This is a genomic window from Ruegeria sp. AM7 (assembly GCF_056535965.1).
Genome location: NZ_JBQFJE010000003.1, coordinates 2363139 through 2386729 on the forward strand (window position 1 = coordinate 2363139; position 23591 = coordinate 2386729).

Annotated in this window: 20 protein-coding genes and 1 pseudogene; 14 read left to right on the forward strand and 7 right to left on the reverse strand. The window is 54.4% G+C overall.

Annotation, left to right across the window (positions count from 1 at the left end; translation table 11 throughout):
- The first annotated feature begins 44 nt into the window (after positions 1-44).
- The 4 genes and pseudogenes from ACR3EG_RS15765 to ACR3EG_RS15780 all read left to right on the forward strand — a co-directional run bounded on the left by ACR3EG_RS15765 (position 45) and on the right by ACR3EG_RS15780 (position 4916).
- Positions 45-843 (forward strand): annotated as a pseudogene (locus ACR3EG_RS15765) (IS5 family transposase).
- A 172-nt stretch (positions 844-1015) separates the two neighbouring features.
- Positions 1016-2938 (forward strand): DUF3604 domain-containing protein, encoded by a 1923-nt coding sequence (locus ACR3EG_RS15770; protein ID WP_480497169.1) that lies wholly within the window; start codon positions 1016-1018, stop codon positions 2936-2938.
- 158 nt (positions 2939-3096) lie between these two features.
- Complete coding sequence (locus ACR3EG_RS15775; protein WP_480497171.1) at positions 3097-3918, forward strand: peptidyl-prolyl cis-trans isomerase; 822 nt, start codon at positions 3097-3099, stop codon at positions 3916-3918.
- A 422-nt stretch (positions 3919-4340) separates the two neighbouring features.
- A complete protein-coding gene (locus ACR3EG_RS15780; protein WP_480497173.1) occupies positions 4341-4916 on the forward strand; it encodes a HupE/UreJ family protein in 576 nt (191 codons plus the stop codon).
- On the opposite strand, the gene ACR3EG_RS15785 is transcribed toward ACR3EG_RS15780, so the two are convergent.
- From ACR3EG_RS15785 to ACR3EG_RS15800, 4 genes are all read right to left on the reverse strand, one after another.
- Positions 4903-5937 (reverse strand): DUF2955 domain-containing protein, encoded by a 1035-nt coding sequence (locus ACR3EG_RS15785; protein WP_480497175.1) that lies wholly within the window; start codon positions 5935-5937, stop codon positions 4903-4905. The genes ACR3EG_RS15780 and ACR3EG_RS15785 overlap by 14 nt on opposite strands.
- Complete coding sequence (locus tag ACR3EG_RS15790; protein ID WP_480497177.1) at positions 5927-6991, reverse strand: HlyD family secretion protein; 1065 nt, start codon at positions 6989-6991, stop codon at positions 5927-5929. Before ACR3EG_RS15790 ends, ACR3EG_RS15785 begins: the two co-directional genes overlap by 11 nt.
- Positions 6988-8067 (reverse strand): AI-2E family transporter, encoded by a 1080-nt coding sequence (locus ACR3EG_RS15795; RefSeq protein WP_480497179.1) that lies wholly within the window; start codon positions 8065-8067, stop codon positions 6988-6990. The genes ACR3EG_RS15790 and ACR3EG_RS15795 overlap by 4 nt, the downstream gene beginning before the upstream one ends.
- 180 nt (positions 8068-8247) lie before the next feature.
- A complete protein-coding gene (locus tag ACR3EG_RS15800; protein WP_480497181.1) occupies positions 8248-8574 on the reverse strand; it encodes a potassium channel family protein in 327 nt (108 codons plus the stop codon).
- 271 nt (positions 8575-8845) lie between these two features.
- Between ACR3EG_RS15800 and ACR3EG_RS15805 the strand changes: the two genes are divergently transcribed.
- The 6 genes from ACR3EG_RS15805 to ACR3EG_RS15830 all read left to right on the forward strand — a co-directional run bounded on the left by ACR3EG_RS15805 (position 8846) and on the right by ACR3EG_RS15830 (position 16266).
- Entirely contained in the window at positions 8846-9727 is an 882-nt protein-coding gene (locus ACR3EG_RS15805; protein ID WP_480497183.1) for a LysR substrate-binding domain-containing protein, read from the forward strand.
- A 106-nt stretch (positions 9728-9833) separates the two neighbouring features.
- Positions 9834-11894 carry an ABC transporter substrate-binding protein gene (locus tag ACR3EG_RS15810; protein WP_480947366.1) on the forward strand — a complete coding sequence of 687 codons (2061 nt, stop codon included), beginning with the start codon at positions 9834-9836 and terminating at the stop codon, positions 11892-11894.
- A 91-nt stretch (positions 11895-11985) separates the two neighbouring features.
- Entirely contained in the window at positions 11986-12978 is a 993-nt protein-coding gene (locus ACR3EG_RS15815) for an ABC transporter permease (RefSeq protein WP_480497187.1), read from the forward strand.
- Positions 12979-12981: 3 nt separating this feature from the next.
- Positions 12982-14124 (forward strand): ABC transporter permease, encoded by a 1143-nt coding sequence (locus ACR3EG_RS15820; RefSeq protein ID WP_480497189.1) that lies wholly within the window; start codon positions 12982-12984, stop codon positions 14122-14124.
- Between the two features lies 1 nt (position 14125).
- Positions 14126-15136, forward strand: a complete 1011-nt coding sequence (locus ACR3EG_RS15825) for an ABC transporter ATP-binding protein (protein WP_234900795.1) — start codon at positions 14126-14128, stop codon at positions 15134-15136.
- A complete protein-coding gene (locus tag ACR3EG_RS15830; RefSeq protein WP_480497191.1) occupies positions 15133-16266 on the forward strand; it encodes an ABC transporter ATP-binding protein in 1134 nt (377 codons plus the stop codon). The genes ACR3EG_RS15825 and ACR3EG_RS15830 overlap by 4 nt, the downstream gene beginning before the upstream one ends.
- A gap of 121 nt (positions 16267-16387) precedes the next feature.
- On the opposite strand, the gene ACR3EG_RS15835 is transcribed toward ACR3EG_RS15830, so the two are convergent.
- Complete coding sequence (locus tag ACR3EG_RS15835; protein WP_480497193.1) at positions 16388-16567, reverse strand: hypothetical protein; 180 nt, start codon at positions 16565-16567, stop codon at positions 16388-16390.
- A gap of 316 nt (positions 16568-16883) precedes the next feature.
- On the opposite strand from ACR3EG_RS15835, the gene ACR3EG_RS15840 reads away from it, so the two are divergent.
- The 3 genes from ACR3EG_RS15840 (at position 16884) to ACR3EG_RS15850 (ending at position 20619) form a co-directional block, all read left to right on the forward strand.
- Entirely contained in the window at positions 16884-18551 is a 1668-nt protein-coding gene (locus ACR3EG_RS15840; RefSeq protein ID WP_480497195.1) for a sulfatase-like hydrolase/transferase, read from the forward strand.
- 32 nt (positions 18552-18583) lie between these two features.
- Entirely contained in the window at positions 18584-19828 is a 1245-nt protein-coding gene (locus ACR3EG_RS15845; RefSeq protein WP_480497197.1) for a DUF3179 domain-containing (seleno)protein, read from the forward strand.
- An 80-nt stretch (positions 19829-19908) separates the two neighbouring features.
- On the forward strand, positions 19909-20619 hold the full coding sequence (locus ACR3EG_RS15850) for an outer membrane protein (protein WP_480497500.1): 711 nt from the start codon (positions 19909-19911) through the stop codon (positions 20617-20619).
- Positions 20620-20639: 20 nt separating this feature from the next.
- Here the strand turns inward: ACR3EG_RS15850 and ACR3EG_RS15855 are convergent, their stop codons facing one another.
- Positions 20640-21086 carry a hypothetical protein gene (locus ACR3EG_RS15855; RefSeq protein WP_480497198.1) on the reverse strand — a complete coding sequence of 149 codons (447 nt, stop codon included), beginning with the start codon at positions 21084-21086 and terminating at the stop codon, positions 20640-20642.
- Between the two features lie 126 nt (positions 21087-21212).
- Complete coding sequence (locus ACR3EG_RS15860) at positions 21213-21929, reverse strand: MbnP family protein (RefSeq protein ID WP_480501845.1); 717 nt, start codon at positions 21927-21929, stop codon at positions 21213-21215.
- A gap of 552 nt (positions 21930-22481) precedes the next feature.
- Here ACR3EG_RS15860 and ACR3EG_RS15865 point away from each other — a divergent pair.
- On the forward strand, positions 22482-23591 hold the full coding sequence (locus ACR3EG_RS15865; RefSeq protein WP_480497202.1) for an efflux RND transporter periplasmic adaptor subunit: 1110 nt from the start codon (positions 22482-22484) through the stop codon (positions 23589-23591).

Genomic DNA, 23591 nt, shown 5'->3' on the forward strand with positions numbered 1-23591 from the left:
TCCGCTTTTCGGCATGATTCACCGTTCGAAAAACGAGAGGTGACATGTCTGACCCTTTCTGGCTGAGCGATGCGCAGATGGCGCGCCTGGAGCCCTATTTCCCAAAGTCCCACGGCAAGCCTCGTGTCGATGACCGGCGTGTGTTGAGTGGGATTATCTTCATCAATCGCAATGGTCTACGGTGGCGGGATGCGCCCAAGAAGTACGGGCCACACAAGACCCTTTATAACCGATGGAAACGATGGAGTGACAAAGGCGTATTTGCCCAGATGATGGTCGGTCTGGCCGCTGAGCATGGCGAAGAGAAGACGATCATGATCCCCTCTCGGGACATCACTTCGTGATGCCCTGCCGGGCAGCGGGCGCCACCTATCTGAAGGGCCACCGAACAGCGTCCAGTTTGGGCGTCAAAAAGGGGGACGCGGTCGCCTGATTGGCGGAACCAAAGGCGGTATGAATACCAAGTTGCACGCCATCTGTGACAGCAAAGGGCGACCTTTGAACCTCTTTGTTACCGCCGGACAGGTGAGTGATTACATCGGGACAAAGGCCCTTTTGAGCAGTCTGCCCAATGTCGACTGGCTGCTCGGAGATCGAGGTTACGACGCTGATTGGTTCAGAGAAGCCTTGAAAGACACAGGGATACGCGCATGTATCCCAGGTCGGAAGCAACGCAAGGCCACCGTAAAATATGACAAACGCCGCTACAAACGGCGCAATCGGATCGAGATTATGTTCGGCAAGCTCAAGGATTGGCGGCGTATGGCAACCAGCTATGACAGGTGCCCAAAGGTATTCCTTTCCGCCATCGCTCTCGCAGCCACTGTCATATTCTGGCTATGAAACAACAACGTGTCCTGACCCTAAGTGGCAATTCGCGTTTTTCATCGCTGCATCAGGATGCAATTGAGAAAGTTTTTGACAGAGGGTATCTGCAAAATGATATAGTAAAACGTGAATATTTATTAACACAACACTTCTTGCGTGTTCAATAATCTTGAAATGGGAGGTTCATATGCTTGGGCGCTATGCTTGTTTGCTGACTTTGTTAGGTGTTCCGCTGAGTGCATGGGCCGACGCCATACCCACGAAAGAGGCCGCCGAAGGGACCTTTGCGGAACGACCGTTTTCCCCATATGCCAACCGCTCGTTCCCTGAACGGCCACTTTGGGGGGATACGCATTTGCATACCGGCCTGTCGTTAGATGCAGGTGCCTTTGGAAATACACTGCTGCCTGATGAGGCCTGGCGGTTTGCAAAGGGTGAACAAGTCATTTCCTCGACAGGTCAGCCCGTAAGGTTGGCACGGCCACTGGATTGGATGGTTCTGACCGATCATACCGATCTGATGGGATTTGCGCCCGACCTGCAGGCCGGAAAGCCCGGCGTGATTTCCGATCCGAAAGGACTGGAATGGTACGAAGGTTACAAAGCCGGAGGAGAAGAAGCCGGAAAAACCGCCTTCGACATCATCACCAATTTCTCGCAGATGACCCTGCCCGAAATCCTCCTAGAATCGTACAGCCCCGGCGCTGACGCATTTGCATTTACCTGGGAGAACATCGTTCTGGCGGCAGAAAGACATAATGATCCCGGCACCTTTACAGCCTTTATTGGGTTTGAATGGACCTCGGTACCCAAGGGGTTCAATCTACATCGGAATGTCATGCTGCGCGACGGACCAATTCGGGCGCTTCAAATGGTGCCACCAGTGACGCAGCCGCCTTATGGGAATACCGACCCAAAAGCGCTCTATTCGTGGTTAGAGGAGTATCAGGCGAAAACTGGCGGCCGCGCTGTTGCCTTTGCCCACAACGGAAATTTGTCCAATGGCTGGATGTTCCCCACCGAAGACACCTATCACGGCGGCAAGGTTGATGAGGAATACGTGAAGGCTCGTGCAAAATGGGAGCCCCACTATGAAGTCACTCAGATCAAGGGCGACGGTGAAGCGCACCCGTTCCTAAGCCCGGATGATGAGTTCGCCGATTATGAGAACTGGGACGTCGGAAATCTGGATATCACCGAACTAAAAACAGACGATATGCTGGCTGGTGAATACGCCAGAGAGGCGCTGAAGCGCGGCTTAATGCTGGAAGAGAAGTTCGGCGTGAACCCCTATAAGTTCGGAATGGGTGGAGCGACCGACAGCCATACTTCACTAGCGACCGCCGAAGAGGACAATTTTTTCGGCAAATCCGTCAGTGTCGAACCGTCAGCGGAACGGATCAAGCATCCCTTTATAGCCAATGATTTGGGCGAAATTCCCGGTGATCTTCTTGTGGCCTCGGGATATACAGCCGTCTGGGCCACTGAAAACACGCGCGCAGCGATCTTCGATGCATTCAAGCGGCGCGAGACCTATGCCACCACCGGCCCTCGGATCGGCCTGCGGTTCTTTGGCGGTTGGGCGTTCGACGATTCCGATATCGAAACCCGCTTCCTTGCTGATGTCGGCTATACCAAGGGTGTTCCGATGGGGTCGGACCTTAGACCGCGCGAAGGCGAGACGGCGCCCTCTTTCCTGATTGCAGCACTGCGCGATCCAATCGGCGCCAATCTGGACCGGGCCCAGGTAATCAAGGGTTGGCTGGGTTCCGAAGGAGAGCTGCACGAGAAAGTCTATGATGTCGTATGGTCGGATGACCGGACCGCAGATGACAGCGGCAAGATACCTGCCGTTGGGAACACGGTGGATATCGACACGGCAAGCTGGACTAACACGATCGGATCAGCTGAACTGGTAACTGTCTGGACTGATCCGGACTTCGACCCGGATGTTCGGTCGTTCTACTATGTTCGCGCCATCGAAATTCCAACGCCACGCTGGGTGTTGTATGATAAAGTTCGCTTTGGAACTGATCTGCCAGAAAACGCCCAGTTGACCCATCAGGAGCGGGCGTATTCTTCACCAATCTGGTACACACCTAGCGAATGACCAAGTTTGGCTGAGTTTCTTGTATCAAGGGCAGAAATTTCTGCACCACAAGCATTTTTGACGCTTGGAATGGGCAGCGGCGCGGTTGCCAAGCCCATTAGTAAGGGTTGCCTAACCGGTGCCGGACAACAGTTCAAGTAAGGTTGCCTATGCGGGTAATGAGAGAGCCTCTATTCCACTTCATTCTGATTGGAATAGCTATCTTTGGCTGGTTTTATTGGGTGTCTCCGGAAGAGGGAACAGCCGAGGACGTCGAAACGATCACGATTGGCGCGGAAGACGTCGCCCTACTGGCCACACGATTTGAACAAAGGCGAAAACGGGCACCCGACGACGCCGAACTACAGGTGTTGATAGGCGCTTTGGTCCGGGAAGAGGTACTTGTGCGCGAAGCAAGAAAGCTTGGATTGGATCGTGGCGATCAGGTGATCCGGGCGCGGCTTGTGCAAAAGATGGACTTCCTGACCGGGGCCATAGCGTCGTCTGTGACGCCAGAAGACGCCGTACTGCGATCTTATCTCGCGGATAATTCGACCCGCTTCGAAACCCCTTCCATGATCGCGTTCGATCAGGTTTTTTTGGGTGAATCCCCTGAACAGAGCCAGATCGCCCAGACCCTGTCTGCGTTGAATGCCAAAGAGGATTGGTCAAGCCTTGGCATCTCTTCTCTTTTGCTCAGTACGATGCCGTTGTCAGCAATGAATGTGGTAGACGCCACCTTTGGCCACGGGTTTTCTGCAGTTATCCAAGATTTGGAGCCAATGGTATGGTCCGGTCCGGTACAATCGGGGTATGGGCTGCATTTTGTCCGGGTTACCGCGTCTGAGGCCGGCCAGGTACCGCCTCTGGAAGCAATACGTGATGCTGTATTGAGGGAGTGGCGCCGCGAAACTGGTGAAAAACTGACACAAGCCCAATACGAGAGCTTTGCCGCTGGATACCAAGTGGAAATGCCACCTGACCACGAGGCTGGTCAGTGAAGCTGTGCCTGTACATCCTGTTCGCCCTCTGGCTTTGCTTTGTACCGCAGCGCGGAAACGCACACGCGCTTGACCCGGGGTTTCTGGACCTTCGCCAATTGGGTCCGGAAACATGGCAAATCCTCTGGCGCGTTCCGGATGTGAATGGTCAGCCCATGGAAATTGATGCTGTCTTACCCGGACAATGCTCTCCGGCGCGCAGTACCGGTCTGACCGCAGACAATGTCGCTTGGGTATCCACTTGGGTTGCCGAATGCGATGTCCCGTTGGCGGGTCAGGTCGTTTCTATCGAGGGGTTAGGCCGACAGCGAAATGATGTTCTGTTACGCATACAACCTTTGAACGGTGCATCCAAAACCATGCGGTTCACGCCCGACACAACGGCACTGACAATCCCGGAAAGCCCCTCCACCTGGTCGACCATGAGCACCTATTTCTGGTTAGGTTTCCAACACATCCTGGAAGGCGTCGACCACCTTTTGTTTGTCTTTGCCTTGTTCATACTCGTGCGCGATCCGTGGCGATTGGTGGGGGCAATAACGGCTTTCACCGTAGCTCATTCCCTGACGCTTGCGATGGCAACCCTGGGGGTTCTGCGGGTCCCTTCTGGGCCTGTCGAAGCGATAATCGCGCTATCCATCGTTTTTTTGGCCCTTGAAATACTCAAACGCAAAGAAGGGAAGATCAGATTGGCGGAACAATACCCATGGATCGTCAGCTTCTGCTTTGGCCTGTTACACGGGCTGGGCTTTGCTGGCGCTCTGTCCGAAATTGGGTTGCCCGCTCAGGATATTCCGGCGGCGCTGCTTGCGTTTAATCTTGGTGTCGAAGGAGGCCAGCTGGCGTTTATTGCGGCACTATCCTTAGCGGTGTTTATCTGGCGAATGCTAGCTCCGGCGGCAAGTTCGCGCCTCCACATGATAGCGACGCCAACCACCGGCTACGTGATCGGCGCGGTGTCAATCTATTGGCTTGTCGAACGCATCAGTGGCTTTTGACACCTGGAATTTGCGGGGCATTTTGGCGTTTCTTTTCGGGCCAGAACTCATCCACCACGATATATGCGGCGATCACAAAGAATGCCGCACTGGCAACTTGCAAAACACGGACAATGCTTTTGACATCTGCCTCGTCCGAAAAAGGTGCGATTGATCCGCCATAGACAATCAGGGTCGTTGTAATAGCAGATCCGGCAGCTGCGGCCAAAGGCGTTTGGGTTTTACCAAGCGCCCCAAGTGTCAGGCAAAAGAAAAAGCACAGCAATATGGGCGTCAAAATGACCGGTGCGATGACATTCGCTTCATAACAAACGATCGACACCGCCGCGCCCAGCAGGTTGGCCGTCAACATCGCCTTGGCTACGGCTTTGCCCGCAGCAGGCATTGCAGCAAGTTGTTGGCTGAGAAGTGCAACAAAGAACAGGACAAGCAGCGCTGAAGCACCCCACACAAAGAAAACCAAGGCGAATGGAACGGTGACAAGTGACATGCGGACAATGCGCCGACGGGGATCGAAATCCTGAGCCACCGCGGCTTTTTGCTGGGCAGCTGTCGGTGGTTCAGCAGGTATGAGCACAAACATCATCGTTGCTGCAAACCCGGCGAACAGCAGGTTCAGAGGAATCCAAAACACCAAGACCAATGCCAGATCCTGTGACTGAAGCACAAGGTTTGGGATCATCAATGCTCCCATTAGGGCAATAACACCGGGCAAAACCCCAGCACCGGAAACGGACCAAGTGAACGACAGAATGATTCCAATGGCCACGAGGATCAGAAACACAACAGGATATGGGGCAAAAACTGACGACAGCACAAAGGATAGGAACATCAGCCCAATCGAGAACACGAACAGTTTGCCAAAGGCTGCCAAGGGCAACGCAGCAGGGGCTTGCAAAAACAGAGCTGTAAACACCGCCCCCACCACAGCAAGCGGCCACCCCAGAAGTAAACCCATCGAAAAAACACCGGTTACGCCCAGCGCAAGGCGAAGAACGGCTTGGCGGTCGTCAGTACGCATAGGACAGAATGGAAACCACGCGGATGTAGGTTCGACCCACGAGGTTCAGGAACCCATTGTCGCTGAGATACATAATCACGTCGGCCTGCCCGTTGAGCTGAAAGCGCAGATCGTCTTCGGCGCTTCCGGCCTCATAACCCGGCAACACGATCCGAACGGGGAATCGTTCTGGTTCACGCAGAAACCCTTTGGAACTGGGCGGGCTTGCCAATTGGCCAGGCTCATCGCCACCGCTCAAAGATACAGCCGCGCTAAAGCTCTCAATGACACCTGGAATGATTTGACCGGGGTGCATATCCAATACGACATCAACAGGTGAACCCAACTCTGCCCGACCTAAGTTGTTTTCAGTAAAATACGCCTCGATCCAAACGTCGGTTGCATCTAGGAACGTCAAAAGATCCTGACCGGACCGTGCATATGTACCAGGGGCGATCAATAGATTGGATATGACACCCGTTGCCGGGGCACGCAGCTCAGTCCATTCGATGTTTAGCTCGGCATCTGCCAAGGCTGCCAATGCGCGCTGAATTTTTGGGTTTTCTATTCCGTCTTCGCCCAACCTCTGCTTTGCTTTTTCCAAATCCGCTCTGGCATTCTCATAATTGGCCTCTGACTCTGTCAGTTGTCCTCGGGCATCATCGGCTTTTGAAACGGCGATCAAGCCTTTTTTTTCCAACGCAAACACACGCTCTGTTTGAAGACGCATTGTATCAAGATCGCTCTGGGCCCGTGCCAATTTAGCTTGCGCGGCCCTCACCTCTGCCGAGGATGCACCGACCTCCTGCGTAGCAGCTTCGAGATCAGCTTCTGCCTTGTCGCGTTGGATTTCATAGGGCCTGGGGTCAATCCGAACCAGAACATCACCTGCCGAGACGACCTGTCCATTCTCAACAAGAACTTCGGTCACTGTACCGGTGACCTGTGGAACGATCTGGGTCGCAATGGCCTTTACTCTGGCATTACCGGTAAACGGCGTTTTTCGGTCAGCGACAAGGTACCAGACAAGGAAAACAAGAATGACGGCCAAGGTGGTCCAAATCGTCTTTCTCATTCCGCCGCTCCTTCAGCCGCGCTTTCGGCATTTTCGGGCGCATCGATCCAGACCTTGAACAGTTCATAGAAGACGGCGAACAGAACAGGGCCCATAAAAATACCGATCAAGCCATACGCCATCATGCCACCGAGAACACCAATAAGGATAACCAGCATGGGAGTTTCGAGGCCCTTTGAGATGAATACAGGTCTCAGGAAGCTGTCCATTATCGCCACGGGAACGGCCAGTATGGTGAAGATCAGCGCTGTGCCACCGGACATGGTGCTCCAGGCGTAGATGACCACTGGAAGAAGAACCAAGCCGGGGCCGATCTGGATAATCGAGAGGATCAGGCAAATGAACGCCAGCGTTGCGGCCGAGCCAATCCCGAACAGCGCCAGCAATACCCAAACAACGACCGCCTGAATCGCAGCAACGCCAATAACACCCTTTGTCACATTGCGGATTGTCGCGCCGGCCAGTGTCACGAACTCGCCACCGCGAGGCGCAAAGATACGGTTGGCAAAACGCTGAAGGCCTTGCACCAGGCTTGGACCGGGGCTGAACAAGGCCCCCATGATCAAAACGGACAGGGCCAGCGCCAAGAGCCCAAGCCCGATGCTTAACACCCTTCCGAACAGTGATTTGGTAATATCAAGAATCTGCGCGCCGTATTTTGCAAGTGCACTATCGAGGTTTCGTTCAAACAAGCCCCAGACTTCAGCAATCTTGTTTCCAACCAGCGGAAGCTCTCGTAGACCATCGGGTGCCGGTGGGACTTTAAGCTCGCCTTTGTCTGCTTGTTCCGCAAATTCAGACCCAAGTTCCGCCGCGCCGGATACAGCAGTAGCGACCGGCCCCAAAGTCAGAACGAGGCCCAACAATACCAGTATTGTCGTGGCAAGTTTCTTCCGCCCACCCAACTTGGACTGCAACCAATCGAAAGCTGGGTACAGCGCTACGCATAGAATCGTAGCCCAGATGACCACGCTTGCCAGTGGGGCCACCATCGCCAAAGCGCTATAAAGGAATAGCCCTAGAAATAGTAACCTAATTGCGAGATCGACGATCCTCGCATCCTGAGTCTTTTCCATACCATCCCTCCGACATTTGTTTTTTGATCATTATACTCAAAAAACTTAATATATAAATTTTAAAAATTCCGAGCAGCTCTGCAGAAATTTGAAATCTCTCGTAAATTCAGAATTCAGAGGGGCTAGTCGGTCAGATTATGGCCTGCGCATGAAATCACATCGGCTCAACGAGACAAAAACCTAGTTGTCCTCGTTCTTGTCATCCTGGGAAAGAATTGTATCCGCGACAGTGGTCGCTGCGGTTACGAAAATACCGAGCCCCACAATGATGTAAAACATAGTAAAGATTTTCCCTGTCGCGGTTTCAGGAGAAAAGTCGCCGTACCCCACAGTCGAAATTGTCACCACAGAAAAATAGATAGAATCTAACCAGCTCCAACTTTCGACATAGCGGTAAAACACCGACGCCCATAGGATCATACCGGCTGTAAAGGCAAGAAGGCCCTTCACCCTGCCATCTTTAAGGGCAACGCGGATACCTCGCGTTATTCTGGTTAGTGAATTCATATTACTACAGTATCAAGTGTTTCATGAATACATAGTGTTTATTGAATTTTTTTGTACGTCTACAAAAATCTGTAGCACTCGCGCCTTGCAAATCGAGTGAGAGTTGTAAGTAGCTTTTGTCCGAGTTGCTTTTGGAATACTCAATTCCACTATGCTACTCACATGCCAGAGTCGGCGATTGGATCTCAGCTGTTTCCGCTGACCCACGAATGGTCAGAATTGGTGATCCAACTTTGGGTCGCCTGTCAGATGTATAGGACGACACTGTCGAATGAAGTCAAAGATCAGCCTCAAACAGTTACAAGCACTGGAATCCGTCGTGCGGCTGGGCAGCTTTACCCTGGCGGCAAAAGAGCTTGGGGTGTCCCAGCCCACGGTGTCAAACCTCGTCAATTCGTTGGAGCAACACTATCAGTGCCGACTGCTAGACAGGTCAGGGTCGGTTATCAGTACAACACCTTTGTTGAACAGCATACGAGGTGACATCAAAGCGCTGATCGCCTTGCGAAATGACATTGACGATCGATTGACGGAAGCTCGGAATTTGCACTCTGGAACCTTCCAGATAGGCTACTCCACGTACCAGATAGCAATGCCCTTTATATCCGAGTTTGTCCGTGCCTTCCCAGCGGTCGACGTGACAGCCCGCGCTTTGGCCTCGCATGACCTGCTTCCCCTACTCTACACCGGTGAATTCGACGTGGGTTTAATCACTGCCAAGGAATTGCCACCCGATCTTTCGGGCAAAGAAATATCTGAAACCAGAATCGGGCTGGTTGTTCCCAAAGATCATGCGTTGGCAGACAACGGACCCGTCTCTTGGGCCGAGGTCGCCTCATTGAAGCTGATTCAACGTGAACCCAGTTCTTCGACACGGCAAATTTTTGATGCCGCTGCCCAGGTTGCACGGGTTAAACTGACCACGATTCTGGGCCTGGGATCATGGGGATCCATCCGAACACTCGTAACCACAGGCGTAGGCGTTGGCGTCGCTTTTGCGCAGGAATGCCAAAATGAATCTGGGGTCGCTTTCGTTCCGGTTGCAGACAAGAACCTGACGGCGCGCCACTTTCTGGCCTGCCTGCCAGCTATGCGCCATACATCTGCGGTATCAAACTTTTTCCAGATTGCCGAAGGAAAGCGTCATTTGTAACGATCTCATGTCAACTGATCCGGCATAGCTTTTCACTATACCCACCAAACCATCATAAATTTGTTAACTTTCATCTCTAGCGCTCTGGCGTCACACAAACGCAGGGATGGCTATGAAGCTTCGCACCTCTCTCCTTTCATTCACCGCATTGGCCACATTGGGAACCCCGGTTCTGGCCAACTGCCCCGTTGCAACCGTAGCCGACCCGATGGGTCTGGAACCCGTATTCCCGCAGCAGCTGGAACTGGTCGAGCTGCAGGCCGCCGCCTCGTGCGAGCTGGGTTTTGCACAAAACCCGGCGATCGCAGATTTGAACGCCCGGATTTTGGGGAACGCGGATCTTGGGCCAGTGGCAGATCGTCTGCCAGTCGAGCCTTTGGTCGTTATGCCCTACGACTCAATAGGTCAGTATGGTGGAGCCATCACCGGCCTGTCCAAAGCGACCGAGTCCGGCACTTCGGACCTGCTGTCGGTGCGCCATGTGAATTTTGTGCGCTATGCTGATGATCTGCAGACCGTGGTTCCCAATATAGCAAAAGCGTGGTCGTGGAATGACGATTATACCCAGCTGACCATCACGTTGCGCGCCGGGCACAAATGGTCTGACGGCGCGCCGTTTACTGCCAAGGACGTCGAGTTCTGGATGAATGATATCATCTATAATCCCGACGTGTACGAGAAGACACCGGATCGGTGGCTGTTCGCAGGTGAACAGGCTAATGTCGAGGCCGTTGGCGACACCACCGTTAAATTCACCTTCCCGGTGCCGACCCCTGGCATTCTGAACCGCTTTGCCGTGGATTACGGCCAGCCGTTCCAACCCAAGCATTTCCTGGGCCAGTTCATGGCCAAGCATAACGAAAACGCCGAAGCACTGGCGCAGGAATACGGTTTTGAAAACGCTGCTGCTGCCGTTGACTTCTATTACGGCGGTTCCGACTGGAAAGACGTGCCCAGCCCCCTGCTGAAAGATGCTGACAAGGCTGCCAAGATCGGTCGTGCCGTGGTGCCGACGCTGGAAAGCTATATTGTTGTCGAAGAGACCGCCGAGGGCCGTAAACTGGTGGCCAACCCCTATTTCCACCAGGTCGATACCGCAGGCAACCAGCTGCCCTATATCAACGAAATCGTTGAGACATATGTGGGCGACAAAGAAGTCCAGAACCTCAAGATCATGAATGGGGATGTGGTCTGGAAACAGCAGGCGGTCTTCTTGGAAGATTTCCCGCTGCTGAAGGAAAACGAGGCCAATGGTGGGTACACCATCAACTTTGCCCCGACCTTTGGCGAGAACGTGTTCTACTCGTTCAACCGCACCCATCAGGATCCGGTCCTGCGCGACATCTTCTCGGACGTTCGTTTCAACCGCGCCATGTCGCTGGCGATGAACCGCGATGAGATCAACGAGATCGTCTATCTGGGTCAGGGCACCCCGATGCAGGGCGTGCCTGCCGAGCCCAAAACCGTGTCCTTCGTCTCGGACGATGTGCTGAACCGCGACATCGGATATGACCCCGAGGCCGCCAAAGTTCTGCTGGCCGAAATGGGCCTGACCGATGCAGATGGCGACGGCACCGTGGAACGCCCTGACGGCAAGCCGCTGGTCGTGCGTCTGGTGTATTCCTCGCAGGGTGCGCCGGTAAAGATGCAGGAACTGGTGCGCGACTACTGGTCGGCCGTGGGTGTGCGGGTTGACCTGAAAGAGGTCACCTCGGACGAATACCGCGCCTCGGGCAACAACAACGACCTGGACCTGACAGTTTGGAAATATGACGGCAATGCCGGCCCGACCATCAGCCAGGACGTCACGGTTTTTGTCCCGCCGTTCGGCGATTTTTTCAACCCCGGTACGGGTTTCGGCTGGGCCGCCTGGAAAACCAGCAATGGCAGCGAAGGTATCGAGCCGCCGGCGGATATCCAGAAACTATGGGATCTGAGCGAAAAGTTCATTCAGGTCGAAATGGGCACCGACGAAAGCAACCAGTTGGGCGAAGAGATCGTCAAGATCCACACCGACAACATGTTGAAAATCGGCACTGTCGGCGACATCGTCGCCCCGTTCCTGTATCGCAACGACCTGCAGAACGTGAAGCCGATCAAGTCGAAAACCTACGACTTCTACTGGACCTATCCTTACCGCCCCTCGCAGTGGTGGCTGGAGCAGTAACACAGACCACAGTCTGAAAACCGGACCGGAGCGCGGGATGACTGCGCTCCGGTTTTGGCCCCTCTTGTGGGGCCGGATAGGGGATTTTTAAGTGCTGAGATTCACTCTGGAACGTCTCGTCGGGATGGTCATCACGATGCTGCTGGTATCGGTGATGGTCTTTCTGATCATGGAACTGCCGCCTGGCGACTATGCTGACCGTTATGCGTTCCGCAAATATTCGGGCACCGGCGTCAACGTCACCGAGGCAGATATCGAGGCGATCCGCCGCGATCTGGGTTTGGATAAGCCCATGCTGCTACGATACTTCGACTGGATCGGAGGAATCGTTCTGCGTGGCGATTTCGGGCAGGCTTTTGCGTTTGAAACTTCGGTGACCAAAGTGATTGGGGACAAGGTCTGGCTGACGGCCGGTATCCTGTTCTCAACCCTGCTGCTGACCTACATCGTGTCGATCCCCATCGGCATCTTTGCTGCGGTGCGACGTGGGTCAGCGGTCGATTATGGTTTGACAGTGTTCTCCTACCTGGGCCTGGCGCTGCCAAACTTCCTGCTTGCCCTGGTGATGCTGTATTTCGCAAACCGCTGGTTCGGCACCGATATCGGAGGGTTGTTTTCCGACCAGTACCGCGATGCGCCCTGGTCGGTTGGCAAAGTCTGGGATTTGATCAAGCATTTGTGGCTGCCCGCGGTCGTACTGGCCTGGTCGGCGGTGGCGATCCAGATACAGACCGTGCGGGCCACCATGTCGGACGAACTTAACAAGCTGTCCGTCACAGCCGCCCGCGCGCGCGGCGTGCCCGAGTTACGGCTGCTGATCAAATACCCGGCTCGGCTGGCGATCAACCCCGTGGTCTCGACCATCGGGTTCGACGTGAACCGCATTTTTTCCGAATTGCCCATCGTTGCCGTGGTGCTGGGCCTGACCGAACTGGGAGAGCTGTTGCTGCGTGCTTATCTGGACCTGGACATGAACGTGGCGGGGGCCATCTTGCTGATGCTGACCTTCACCATCGTGTTCATGAACTTCGTGTCCGATCTGTTGCTGGCGTGGCTGGACCCGCGCATCAAACTGGGGGCCTGATCCATGACCGATGCAACACATCAAACAGATACTACCGCCGAGGAAGCGCGGCTCAGATATTACTCGGCCTCGCAATGGACCCTGATCTGGTGGCGGTTCCGCCGTCACCGCGCCGCCATGATGGCAGCCTCGGTGCTGGGTCTGATGTTTCTGGCCGGGATTTTCGCCGAGTTTGTTGCCCCCTACGGACCAGTGACGCGGGATACCAACTATATCGAAGGCGCACCGCAGGTGCCGCGGTTCTGCGATGCGCGGGGCTGTTCCGTTTTTCCCTTTGTAAACGGCACCAAGACCGAGCGTGATCCGGTCACCCTGCGTGCCATCTCGGTCCCTGATCCCGAAGTGCGGCACTATCTGCATGTCTTTGTCAAAGGTGAACCAGTCAAGCTGTTGGGCTTTATTCCGACGGACCGGCATCTGGTGGGGCTAAGCCCAGATGTTGACCAGAAAATCCATTTCTGGGGCACGGACGATCTGGGCCGCGACGTGTTCAGCCGGACGATCTATGCCACCCGAACCTCGTTGTCGATCGGGGTGATAGGTGTGATGATCTCTTTTGTTCTGGCGCTGATCATCGGCGGCATTGCGGGGTACTTCGCGGGCGTGATCGACAACATCATCCAGCGCGTGACCGAGGTGATCCGCGTGGTCCCCATCATCCCGCTTTACATGGGGTTGGCTGCCGCCATGCCCAAGGAATGGTCGACCACGCAGGTGTATTTCGCCATGACGCTAATCCTGGGCCTGTTTGGCTGGCCCACGCTGGCGCGGCGGATACGGTCGCAGCTGTTGTCGATCCGGAACGAGGATTATGTGATCGCCGCGCGGCTGGCAGGTGCGCGGCCCCGTCGGATTATCGCGCAACACATGCTGCCCAGCTTTACCAGTTTCATCATCGTCGATCTGGTGATCAGCTTTCCTTACATGATCCTGTCGGAAACGGCGCTCTCCTTTGTTGGGCTGGGTCTGCGTCCACCCTCGGTCTCGTGGGGGGTGCTGTTGCAACAAGCGCAATCGGTGCGGGCAATCGAACAGACACCCTGGCTGTTCATCCCCGCGATCTTTGTCGTTGTTGCCGTACTGGCCTTTACCGTGATTGGCGACGGGCTGCGCGATGCCGCCGATCCGTACTCGGAGGCGCACTGAAATGCCGAAAATGCTGACTGTAGAAAACCTGTCGATTTCGTTTCGCACCAGCGAAGGTGTCATCACCCCAGTGCACGACGTCACCTTTGGGGTCGAGGCGGGCAGAACGCTGGGCTTGGTGGGGGAGTCCGGATCGGGCAAGTCGATTTCGACCAAGGCCCTGATGCAGCTTTTGCCCGGCAACGCCTCGTTGAGCGGTGAAACCCGGATGACTTACACAGACAAGGCCGGGAAAGAGATCGCGCTTGGCCGCTTGAAAACCGGCAGCAAGGAACTGCGCCGCATTCGAGGCGGCGAGATCGGGATGATTTTTCAGGAACCAATGGCCAGTTTCTCGCCTGTCTACACGATCGGCAATCAGATGATGGAAGCCATCATGCTGCATCGCGGGCTAAAAAAACGTGCCGCGCGGGAATATGCAATCGAGATGCTGAACAAAGTCGGCATATCGAATGCCTCTGCACGGGTTGACCAGTACCCGCACGAATTGTCTGGCGGGATGCGACAGCGCGCCATGATCGCACTGACCCTGTCTGCCGGCCCTGCCCTGTTAATCGCAGATGAACCGACTACGGCGCTGGACGTGACTATTCAGGCTCAGGTGTTGGACCTGATGCGCGATCTGCAACGCGATCTTGGCATGGGCATGATTTTCATCACTCATGACCTTGGCGTGATCGCCCAGATCGCCGACGACGTTGCCGTGATGTATCTGGGAACTATCGTCGAGCGCGGCCCCGCCCGGGACGTGATCAGAAATCCGCAGCATCCTTATACTCAGGGTTTGTTGGACGCGATCCCCAGCGTCGAACACCTGCACGACCGCCTCAAACCGGTGCCAGGAGATATCCCCAGCCCGACCGCGCGCCCAACGGGCTGTCCATTTCATACCCGATGCGCCCAAGCGATCGCGGGGACCTGCGACGTGACAGCGCCGACCGAGGTCTCAACCATTCCCGGCCGCGCAGTACGCTGCTGGTTGCACAGCGACAAAGATCGGAACGCCGCATGACCCCGAAACACGATACTCTGATCGAGGTGAAAGACCTTTCGGTCCATTTCCCGATCAAAACGCGCAAGCTGTTCAGAACGGAAGTGCAGATGCTGCGTGCAGTGGACGGTGTCAGTTTCGATATCAAACGTGGCGAGACTGTCGGACTGGTCGGAGAGTCCGGATCGGGTAAAACAACCGTCGGCCGCGCGATCTTGCGCGCGATTGATCCGACGGATGGCGAGGTGATATTTCACCGCAAAAACAAGGGTGACATCGATCTGGCCCACGCATCCGAGGCAGAGCTGCGCAAGGTAAGGTCGAAAATGAACATGGCCTTCCGAGAAGGAGGGATCAACGTCCACAACCTTGCTGGCGACCTTCTGCGCGCCTTTCGACCTGAAATGAGCCTCGTGTTTCAGGACCCCTACTCGTCTTTAAATCCACGCATGACAGTCCGCGATATCATTGCCGAACCGTTGGTGGCGTCAGGCAAGTTCAAAGACCGAGCCAAAATCGACGCCCGCGTTCGTGAAATAGCCGCACGATGCAAACTGAACCTCGAACACCTGCGCCGTTTTCCTCATGCTTTTTCCGGCGGGCAACGGCAACGAATCTGTATCGCGCGGGCTTTGGTGTCCAAGCCAAAGTTTGTAGTTTGCGACGAAAGCGTCTCGGCCCTGGATGTGTCGATTCAGGCAGAAATCGTGAATCTGCTAAAAGATTTACAAGATGAGATGGGTGTCTCGTTTCTGTTTATTGCCCATGATCTGAGTGTCGTCGCACAGATGTCGCACCGCGTGGCGGTATTGTATGTCGGGAAATTCGTGGAATATGCCCCGACTGAAAAGCTGTTTTTTGCGCCAAAACATCCCTACACGCACGCGCTGCTTAGCGCGATTCCCACAGCGGACCCCGACGCAGATTATGACCCTATCCGTTTGAAGGGGGAAATACCGAACCCGCTGGCTGCGCCGTCAGGGTGCCGGTTTCACACCCGATGCCCGTTTGCAAAAGATCGCTGCAAAACCGAAGCTCCGGCGTGGCGAGAACTGGATACAGATCATTTCGTAGCCTGTCATTTTGCGGAAGACTTCAATTTTGACAGGCACCAGAAAGCGTCGCAGTCCGGCCCTAAGGGTGCATTTTAAGGCTCGTATGAGGGGCTCTGCAGCTTACTCAAAGCGCTGCCGACATGCATCAGAATTTCTAACCACTGTTGCGGTCTGATACCGAGGACTTGAAGCAATACCAAGGTTGTAGCCACCCGATTTACATCAGGACCGAAACATAGCTTTCGACGGAGGCGCTTTTCAGCCAGTACAGCAGCAGGCATGCGCACGCAGCGGCTGGCAGAGCCAGTTCAAGCAGTTCTTTGTTCTGCTTAGAAGAGCCGTTCCCCAGACGCGTGGCGATGGCAGTTTTCCAGTGTGCCGGGAACGGCTCTCTCATCATAGATTTAAACATATTCTACTCGTTACTTTAACCACGAATACAAATTACCCGCGCAACTTTAACCCAATATTAACCGGGCATTTTACACTAAAATCACCCTTTTTTTGGCGCTTGACCGAAGATAATTCTGAGACCTTGTGGTCGTTGTTCACAATTTCTGAACGAACAGCCACCTTCCCGATCTCAAATCCCCAGTACCTGAGGACCGTTCCGTCTTAGGCATTTCTCTTGCCTGCGTCACATTCTGATGTTTCAATGTGATATGCGATTGCCTGTCTCACCCGGAGATTCATTTAAAAACAAGGGGAAACTAATGAGATTGTCCTACATTCTTGTCCTGACAGCAAGTTTGAGCGCTTCATTCGCCTCTGCGCAAAACGAAGCGATTCAACACGATGCTGAATATTATATTCTTCGCGCCCAACACGCCGATCAATGGGCGCAGGACAACTCTGTGGTCGATGCGGCATTGGCAGCCTTTCAAGACCGGAACGGTGGTAAACCCCCGAATATCGTCAGCGTATTGATCGACGACATGGGATTTGGTGACATGGGAATCCCCGAACTGAATGCAGTTCGTGGTTATGAAACGCCGAATATCAATGATTTTTCGGATCAGGCCCTACGGATGGTACGGATGTATACCGAGCCATCATGCACCCCAACCCGCGTGGCGCAAATGACAGGACGCTTGCCAGTGCGAATGGGTATGGGCGACACAACCGTCGACATTGCCGGGTTCGGGCTGCCTGATGGTGAAGTCACGCTCGCCGAAGTGCTCAAGCAAGCCGGATATGCCACAAGCCATGTCGGGAAATGGCACATGGGCGATATCGCTGAAAGCTGGGCTATGAACCAAGGGTTCGACTACGCCCAACATGCGATCCATCAACAGGGCCAGCTTACAATCTTCAATGACGATGCGATTAAGGAACAGGTCTCGGTCGCGATCCGGGACTTTGATGACAAGTACACCCTGGACGGTTGGTTCCGTCCCGATGCAGCTGCGATGATGACCGTCATCGAGGGAGAAACCGGCGGACCGATCCGCGAGATCCGAATGCAGCCCGGCGAACGGTGGAACGCGGAGAAATACGACGAAATGAATCAGGCCTTCCAAGACAAGACTCTGGAAGAACTCGAACGCCTCGCAGAAGGCGATGAGCCATTTTTTCTGCAGTATTGGCCAATGATACCGCTGGACAATACCCGCGCCGGACGATCAGGCCCCGAAAGTGTGAACGGTGGCCTCTACGTTGATAAGATGCAGTTGCTGGACCAGTGGCTGGGCGAACTGTTCACGCGAATGGATGACCTGGGCGTGTCCGAAAACACTGTTGTAGTCGTCATGGGCGACAACGGCCATTTCACTAAATACGCGCCGCAATCCGGGTTCACGCCGCTGATATATGCAGGAGGGAAAGGCGACACGACCGAAGGCGGTGTCCGCGTCGATGCCTTTATCCGCTGGCCCGGCATGATCGAAGCTGACGGTCTGCTGAACAGCATAATCCATGTTTCAGACCTCTATACGACACTATCGCGTTTCGCAGGGGCCGATCAGTACATACCTCGGGATCGGCTGGTGGACGGGGTCGATCAGTCTGCTGCTTTGTTGTTTGCTGATGAAACCAAGGCGCGCCGCGACCACGTCATTATCTATTCGGTCAACAAACCTGAGGCGGTCGTAAAAGATCAGCTAAAACTAAAACTTCCTGGCCCAGGTGAAAGCGCGATTCTGGCAAAGTTCTTCGATCTCTACCGCGACACACGTGAAGAATATTCAGTTTCGACCGAAGTAGGCGCCTGGGGCGGGCAGGAATTCGCGCGGATTTTAGGGCGTCACATGGCCCGCAAGGAAAAGTTCCCCGACACCCCACCCGCTTATGGCCCGCCATATGAGGGGATCGAGAACATTCGCCCCGAAACTCAGAAAGCCGTCGACGCGTTCTTGATCAAACGCGCGTCACCTCAGCAATAACTCGGTAACTGGTTTCAATTCAGGAGAAGCAGATGGTCGGAAGCATTCTATTTGCGCTTGGCTTAGTCATTTCGCTGGGCATCGGCTTTGTCTATTTTCGCGATCTGGGCGACGTATCCCAGATGGTGCTGACCGTAAAACGCAAGAACATGATACGATTTATCCGACATGAATATCGGTTGATCGCAGTTGGCCTTGGCGGTTTCGTGGTCGCCACTCTGGCGCATTTCATTACGGGCAGCGGACCGTTCTGGCTGTGGGTGATTGCAGCATTGCTGACGGTTTTCCTTTATGGCTTTCCCTATGTGTGGGTGCATTTGGGACTAAGGAACCAACTAAACGACGCCGCCTATTTCCCGATTGACGAAGCCCGCAAGTACGTCGGTCCAACTGCTCCTGTCATCGTGATCGAAAATAACGGCTTTGCCCGCGCGCACCCGGACGCACAGATCATGCGGCCGCATCTTGCAGGTAATACAGACGGTCTAGGGGGCGAGGATATCGTGATGACCTATTGCGCGATGGCCAACCTTGGGCAGGGTTACATCCCAAGGATCGAAGGCAAACGGCTGAACCTTGAGGTCTTGGCCCAGCACGGCAACAACCTGATCCTGCGGGATAACGAATCTGGTGAGCCAATCCAGCATATCTATGGGTTTCGCGAAGCCGATCACGACAAATACGCCGAAGGCCCAGCCTGCCCTCTGCACCCCGAGGCACAGATGACACCCTGGCCGACCTACAGAATGACGTTTCGCGGCTTTCAAAAGGCATTCCCTACCGGAGAGGTTTTTCTCAACAAACCCTCCCCCAATCCCGTGCTTCGGCTGCTGGACATGGTCACCGAGATCACTTTCGGATGGGGGATCGGACGCCAACACCAAGAGGACGCGCCCGTTATGGACAATATGGACCGCTCGGACGCGCGTTTGCCAAATAAAACCTATGTCTGGGGAATTACGATCGGTAAGGACGCCGCCTGCTGGACCGATGACTTTGTGATAGACAACAACTGGATCGTGAATGCGAATGTCGGCGGGCGCGATGTGGTCGTGAGCTTGGACCCCAAGTATGAAAGCCTGGGGATTTGGTACAACGACAGTGGCGTACCTGTAACCCGGTGCGATTTCTGGGGCATGTCGGATCAGGGCAGGCTACGACGTGTCGAGACGCTGCGCGCAGGTGTCTTTTGGCATGTCTGGGCCGAGTTCTTTCCAAGCACTGATATCAACCGCGTCAGCCTAGGACAGAAGCAGGATACCAGCACCGCAGCTTAAAGCACATCGACTAGTGTTTGAACGACAGGAGGAAACAAATGGGCCGGATTACAAGATTAAGGAACACAACCGCAGGCTTGATGTTTGCCGCCTGCGCTCCAATCTCTGCGCTGGCGCAACAGTCGGATTGGTCATATCAGGCGACGATCTACCTGTTTACGCCAGAAACAAACGTATCGACTGAAACGGCAATTGGTACTTTAGAAGGGACACTCTCGTTTTCGGACGCGCTGGAAAACCTTGATTTGGCCTTTATGGGTACATTCGCGGCGACCAACGGCCAATGGTCCATATTGGGGGATTACAACTATACGGACTTGTCGTTCAGCAACAGCGCCCCGACTCCCAACAGCTCAGGGCTGGAGACGTCGTTGACGACGCAGTTTCTAAGCGGCTTTTTGGGGTACCGGGTTTTGAGCACAGAAAAGTCTATCGTGGATCTTGCTGCCGGGTTTCGTTGGTTCAAGACGGAAACCGATCTGACGGTTCTACCGGGTGCGGCCCCCGGTCGCTCTGTAAATGTCAACGAAAGCTGGACGGATCCTCTTATCGGGATCAGGGCTCGGTTCGACTTGGCTGACCAGTGGTCGGGAACAGCATTTTTCGACTACGGTGAGTTCAGAAGCGGCAGTGAAACATGGCAGGTACTGCTGACTGCAGATTATGAAATCAACGACAGATGGATGATCCGCGGCGGTTATCGCTACATTTCGTTTGAGCACGACATAGATGGGAATGAATTCAAATTCGATCAGTCCGGCCCCCTGATTGGAGCAACCTACCGATTCTGAAATACGAACCGTCTAGATAATCAGGCGCTGCGCACAGCGACAGGTTGCGGCGTTGGGGATGTCCAAAGCGGGCCCGGCATATCGGTTGACAGTACTTGTGACACTGCCTTTGCCCATGTTGAAACCTGCAACAACACAATCGCACCGCCGACCACGATGGTAGCACCAAGTACAGGCGATGCCGCCAGTTCATGACTTTGCGTGGCGGCGATCCAAAGCGCAAAACCAAGCCGCGTCACTGCGACGGCGTCGGTCACTTTGGTTAAGCCCGGAAGAAAGTAGGTGGTCAGCATAGTGGCGCAAACAATCGCGCCCATATAGATCAACCCGGTCAACACCGGCACCGGCATTCCATAACGCATCACGTCAATATGCGAATAAAGAACGTAACCAGCAGAGAAGGCGAGAAAAGCGATCGAGTAAAGCCTGCGCTTTTGCTGCTCGAAATGTGTAAAGATCCGCTTCACCACAAAGACCCTCTGCCCAATGCCCAGAACCTTTCTGGGCGTTGAATTTGCGGTTGGTCTGACGAAAAAAGGGCGGAAATTTGACTTTATGGGCGATTGCGAACCGAATTTCGGCCGGGACGTCTGTCAAAACCCGAACGAGACCATTGTCGCGTAGTTGTCCGCCAACATCCTTGCGTCATCGCGATCGAAATCGACCGAAGGCAATGCCCCCATGTCGACTTCGTACGACCCTGCAAACAATTTGGACAGATCTACAGTCAGTGCAATTTCAGTCTTGCCGCCTGTGTCGTGTTGTGCAGGCAAAGACACAGAAATCTCTCTCGTGTTTTCCGAAAAGCCGACATGATAGGTCAATAGCGACACAGTTTCGCCAATCCGAAGCGCACCTTCGAAAACTACAAACTTGTAGCCGTCTTCTCGACTCCAAGCCATCTGGCCTTCGGGGTCAAGCTTATCCCGCATTTCCGGCGACGTATTGGCTTGCGCATCCAATCCCACCAGAAAACGCAGATACTCAACGTCGCGCAGTGGCACATCTGTCAAAGTGATCGAGTGCGACAACGACTCGTTATCGAAACGCAACAAATGGTAACTGTCAGGCACGACATACGTTTCGCCGCCCTGCGACAGGCTCAGGTTACTGATGAAGAACTTGAAGTCGTGAATTTCAAACACCCCTTCCCCGCCGGGGTTGTCGTAGATGAACTGGTCGTAGACCAAAGGCTCACCACCCATTTGCGCCTGAAAGGTCAACGTCACCGTTTTGTCCCGGACATCCCGCGAGGCCAGGATTGCCCAGACGCCTATGATCAGGACCAACAGCCCGGCAAGTCCCGTCATGATCTGGGGTCGCTGCATTATTAAATAGCCTCCAAAGTAAATCGGAATCTTCTGCAATCGTCACCGCTTCTGTTCACACAGCACAGATTTACTGACCGGAGGCTCATTCGCAGTTTCGCACGGATTGAGAGAACACCCGAGATGCGATGGCATGCGCCGACCAAACCGCCGCCGAAACCACCGAGTCGGTCTGTGTATTTGGATCGCATTTCATTTCCCCGGTGTGACATGCTCGCAAAAAACCGTAGTGTAATACGCGCTTTACCTTACGTCACCTCTGTTTTCAATGCCGGTGGTAAGCCTTGTGACTTGTCACTCTTGGAGAGCTGACCCGCGGTCAGAGGCTTCACCTGAGGCAAAGACACCCCGCTTCAAGAAGAGTTTAATGAAATTTCACACGACTATCATCAATACTGGCAGGGAAACGCCAAATGTGTGCCGTTGGGTCACATTTTCAAACACAGTAAACTCAAAGTTGACAAAATATACTAAAGATGTAAATAACGCCTCGTGTGATTTCCAATGGGCTTCAGTTCGAAAAGGCCATCAAAGATGCTGACAGCAAAGTTCCCAGTTACCGTGTTCGCCCTGACAGCGATGATCGTTGTCGCAGGATGCAAAGAAGAACAGACAACGCAGATCCAAGTCAGACCAGTTCTGTCAACGGTCGTTGCGGATGTGGATGCGGTTCGGTTAGCTAGCTATCCGGGTCGGGCCAAAGCTGTACGCGAGCTCAACATCGCTTTCGAAGTTCCCGGAAAGGTTCTTGCACGTCCCGTCGATGTGGGATCGCAGGTCGAGGCTGGTGATGTTTTGGCCACTTTGGACTCAGACCCTTACGCAGCGCGTGTGCGCGCATTGGAAGGACAGCGCAACGCGCTGAAAGCCAATCTGACCAATGCGAAGATCGAGTTGGAGCGGCGCGAGCAGCTGGTGAAAAACAATCATATTGCCCAAGCACGCGTTGACGATCAGATCGCTCTCGTCAGGGCGACCGAAGCCAATATCGAAGCCACCCAAGGCCAATTGGATGAAGCACGGCTGAACCTTGGCTATACGACACTGGTCGCCCCTTTTGACGGTGCGATATCCGCAACCTATGTGGAACAGTTCCAAAACACCATCGCCGGCCAACCCATTGTTCGGGTGCTCGACACCTCGCGCATCGAAATGGAGGTTGCAGTCCCTGAGAACTTCATCAACCTTGAGCCCTTTGTCGAAGGTATCGAAGTGGAATTCTCAAGCCTGCCTGGCCTGAAGATACCTGCTCAAGTCGCACATGTCGGGAACGAAGCGTCTTCAGCCACCCGGACTTATCCGGTGACGATCATCATGGAACAGCCAGAGGGTGGCGTTATTCAACCCGGAATGGCCGGTCGCGCCACAGCCAAGGTACATCTGCCGGATAGCTGGAGCGATCAGGGCATTCACGTCCCTTCAAGCGCCGTGTTTTCACCCAACCAGAAATCGCCGGACGAAACATTTGTCTGGGTCATCGACCCCGAAGACCTGACCGTATCCGCCACACCCGTAACCGTTAACGCATTCAACGACCGGGGATTTTTGGTCAGCGGCCTTGAGGCCGGTATGCGGATCGCGACTGCCGGCGCGAACACTCTGAAGGACGGTCAGAAAGTCACTCTGATCACAGGCGGAGAATAA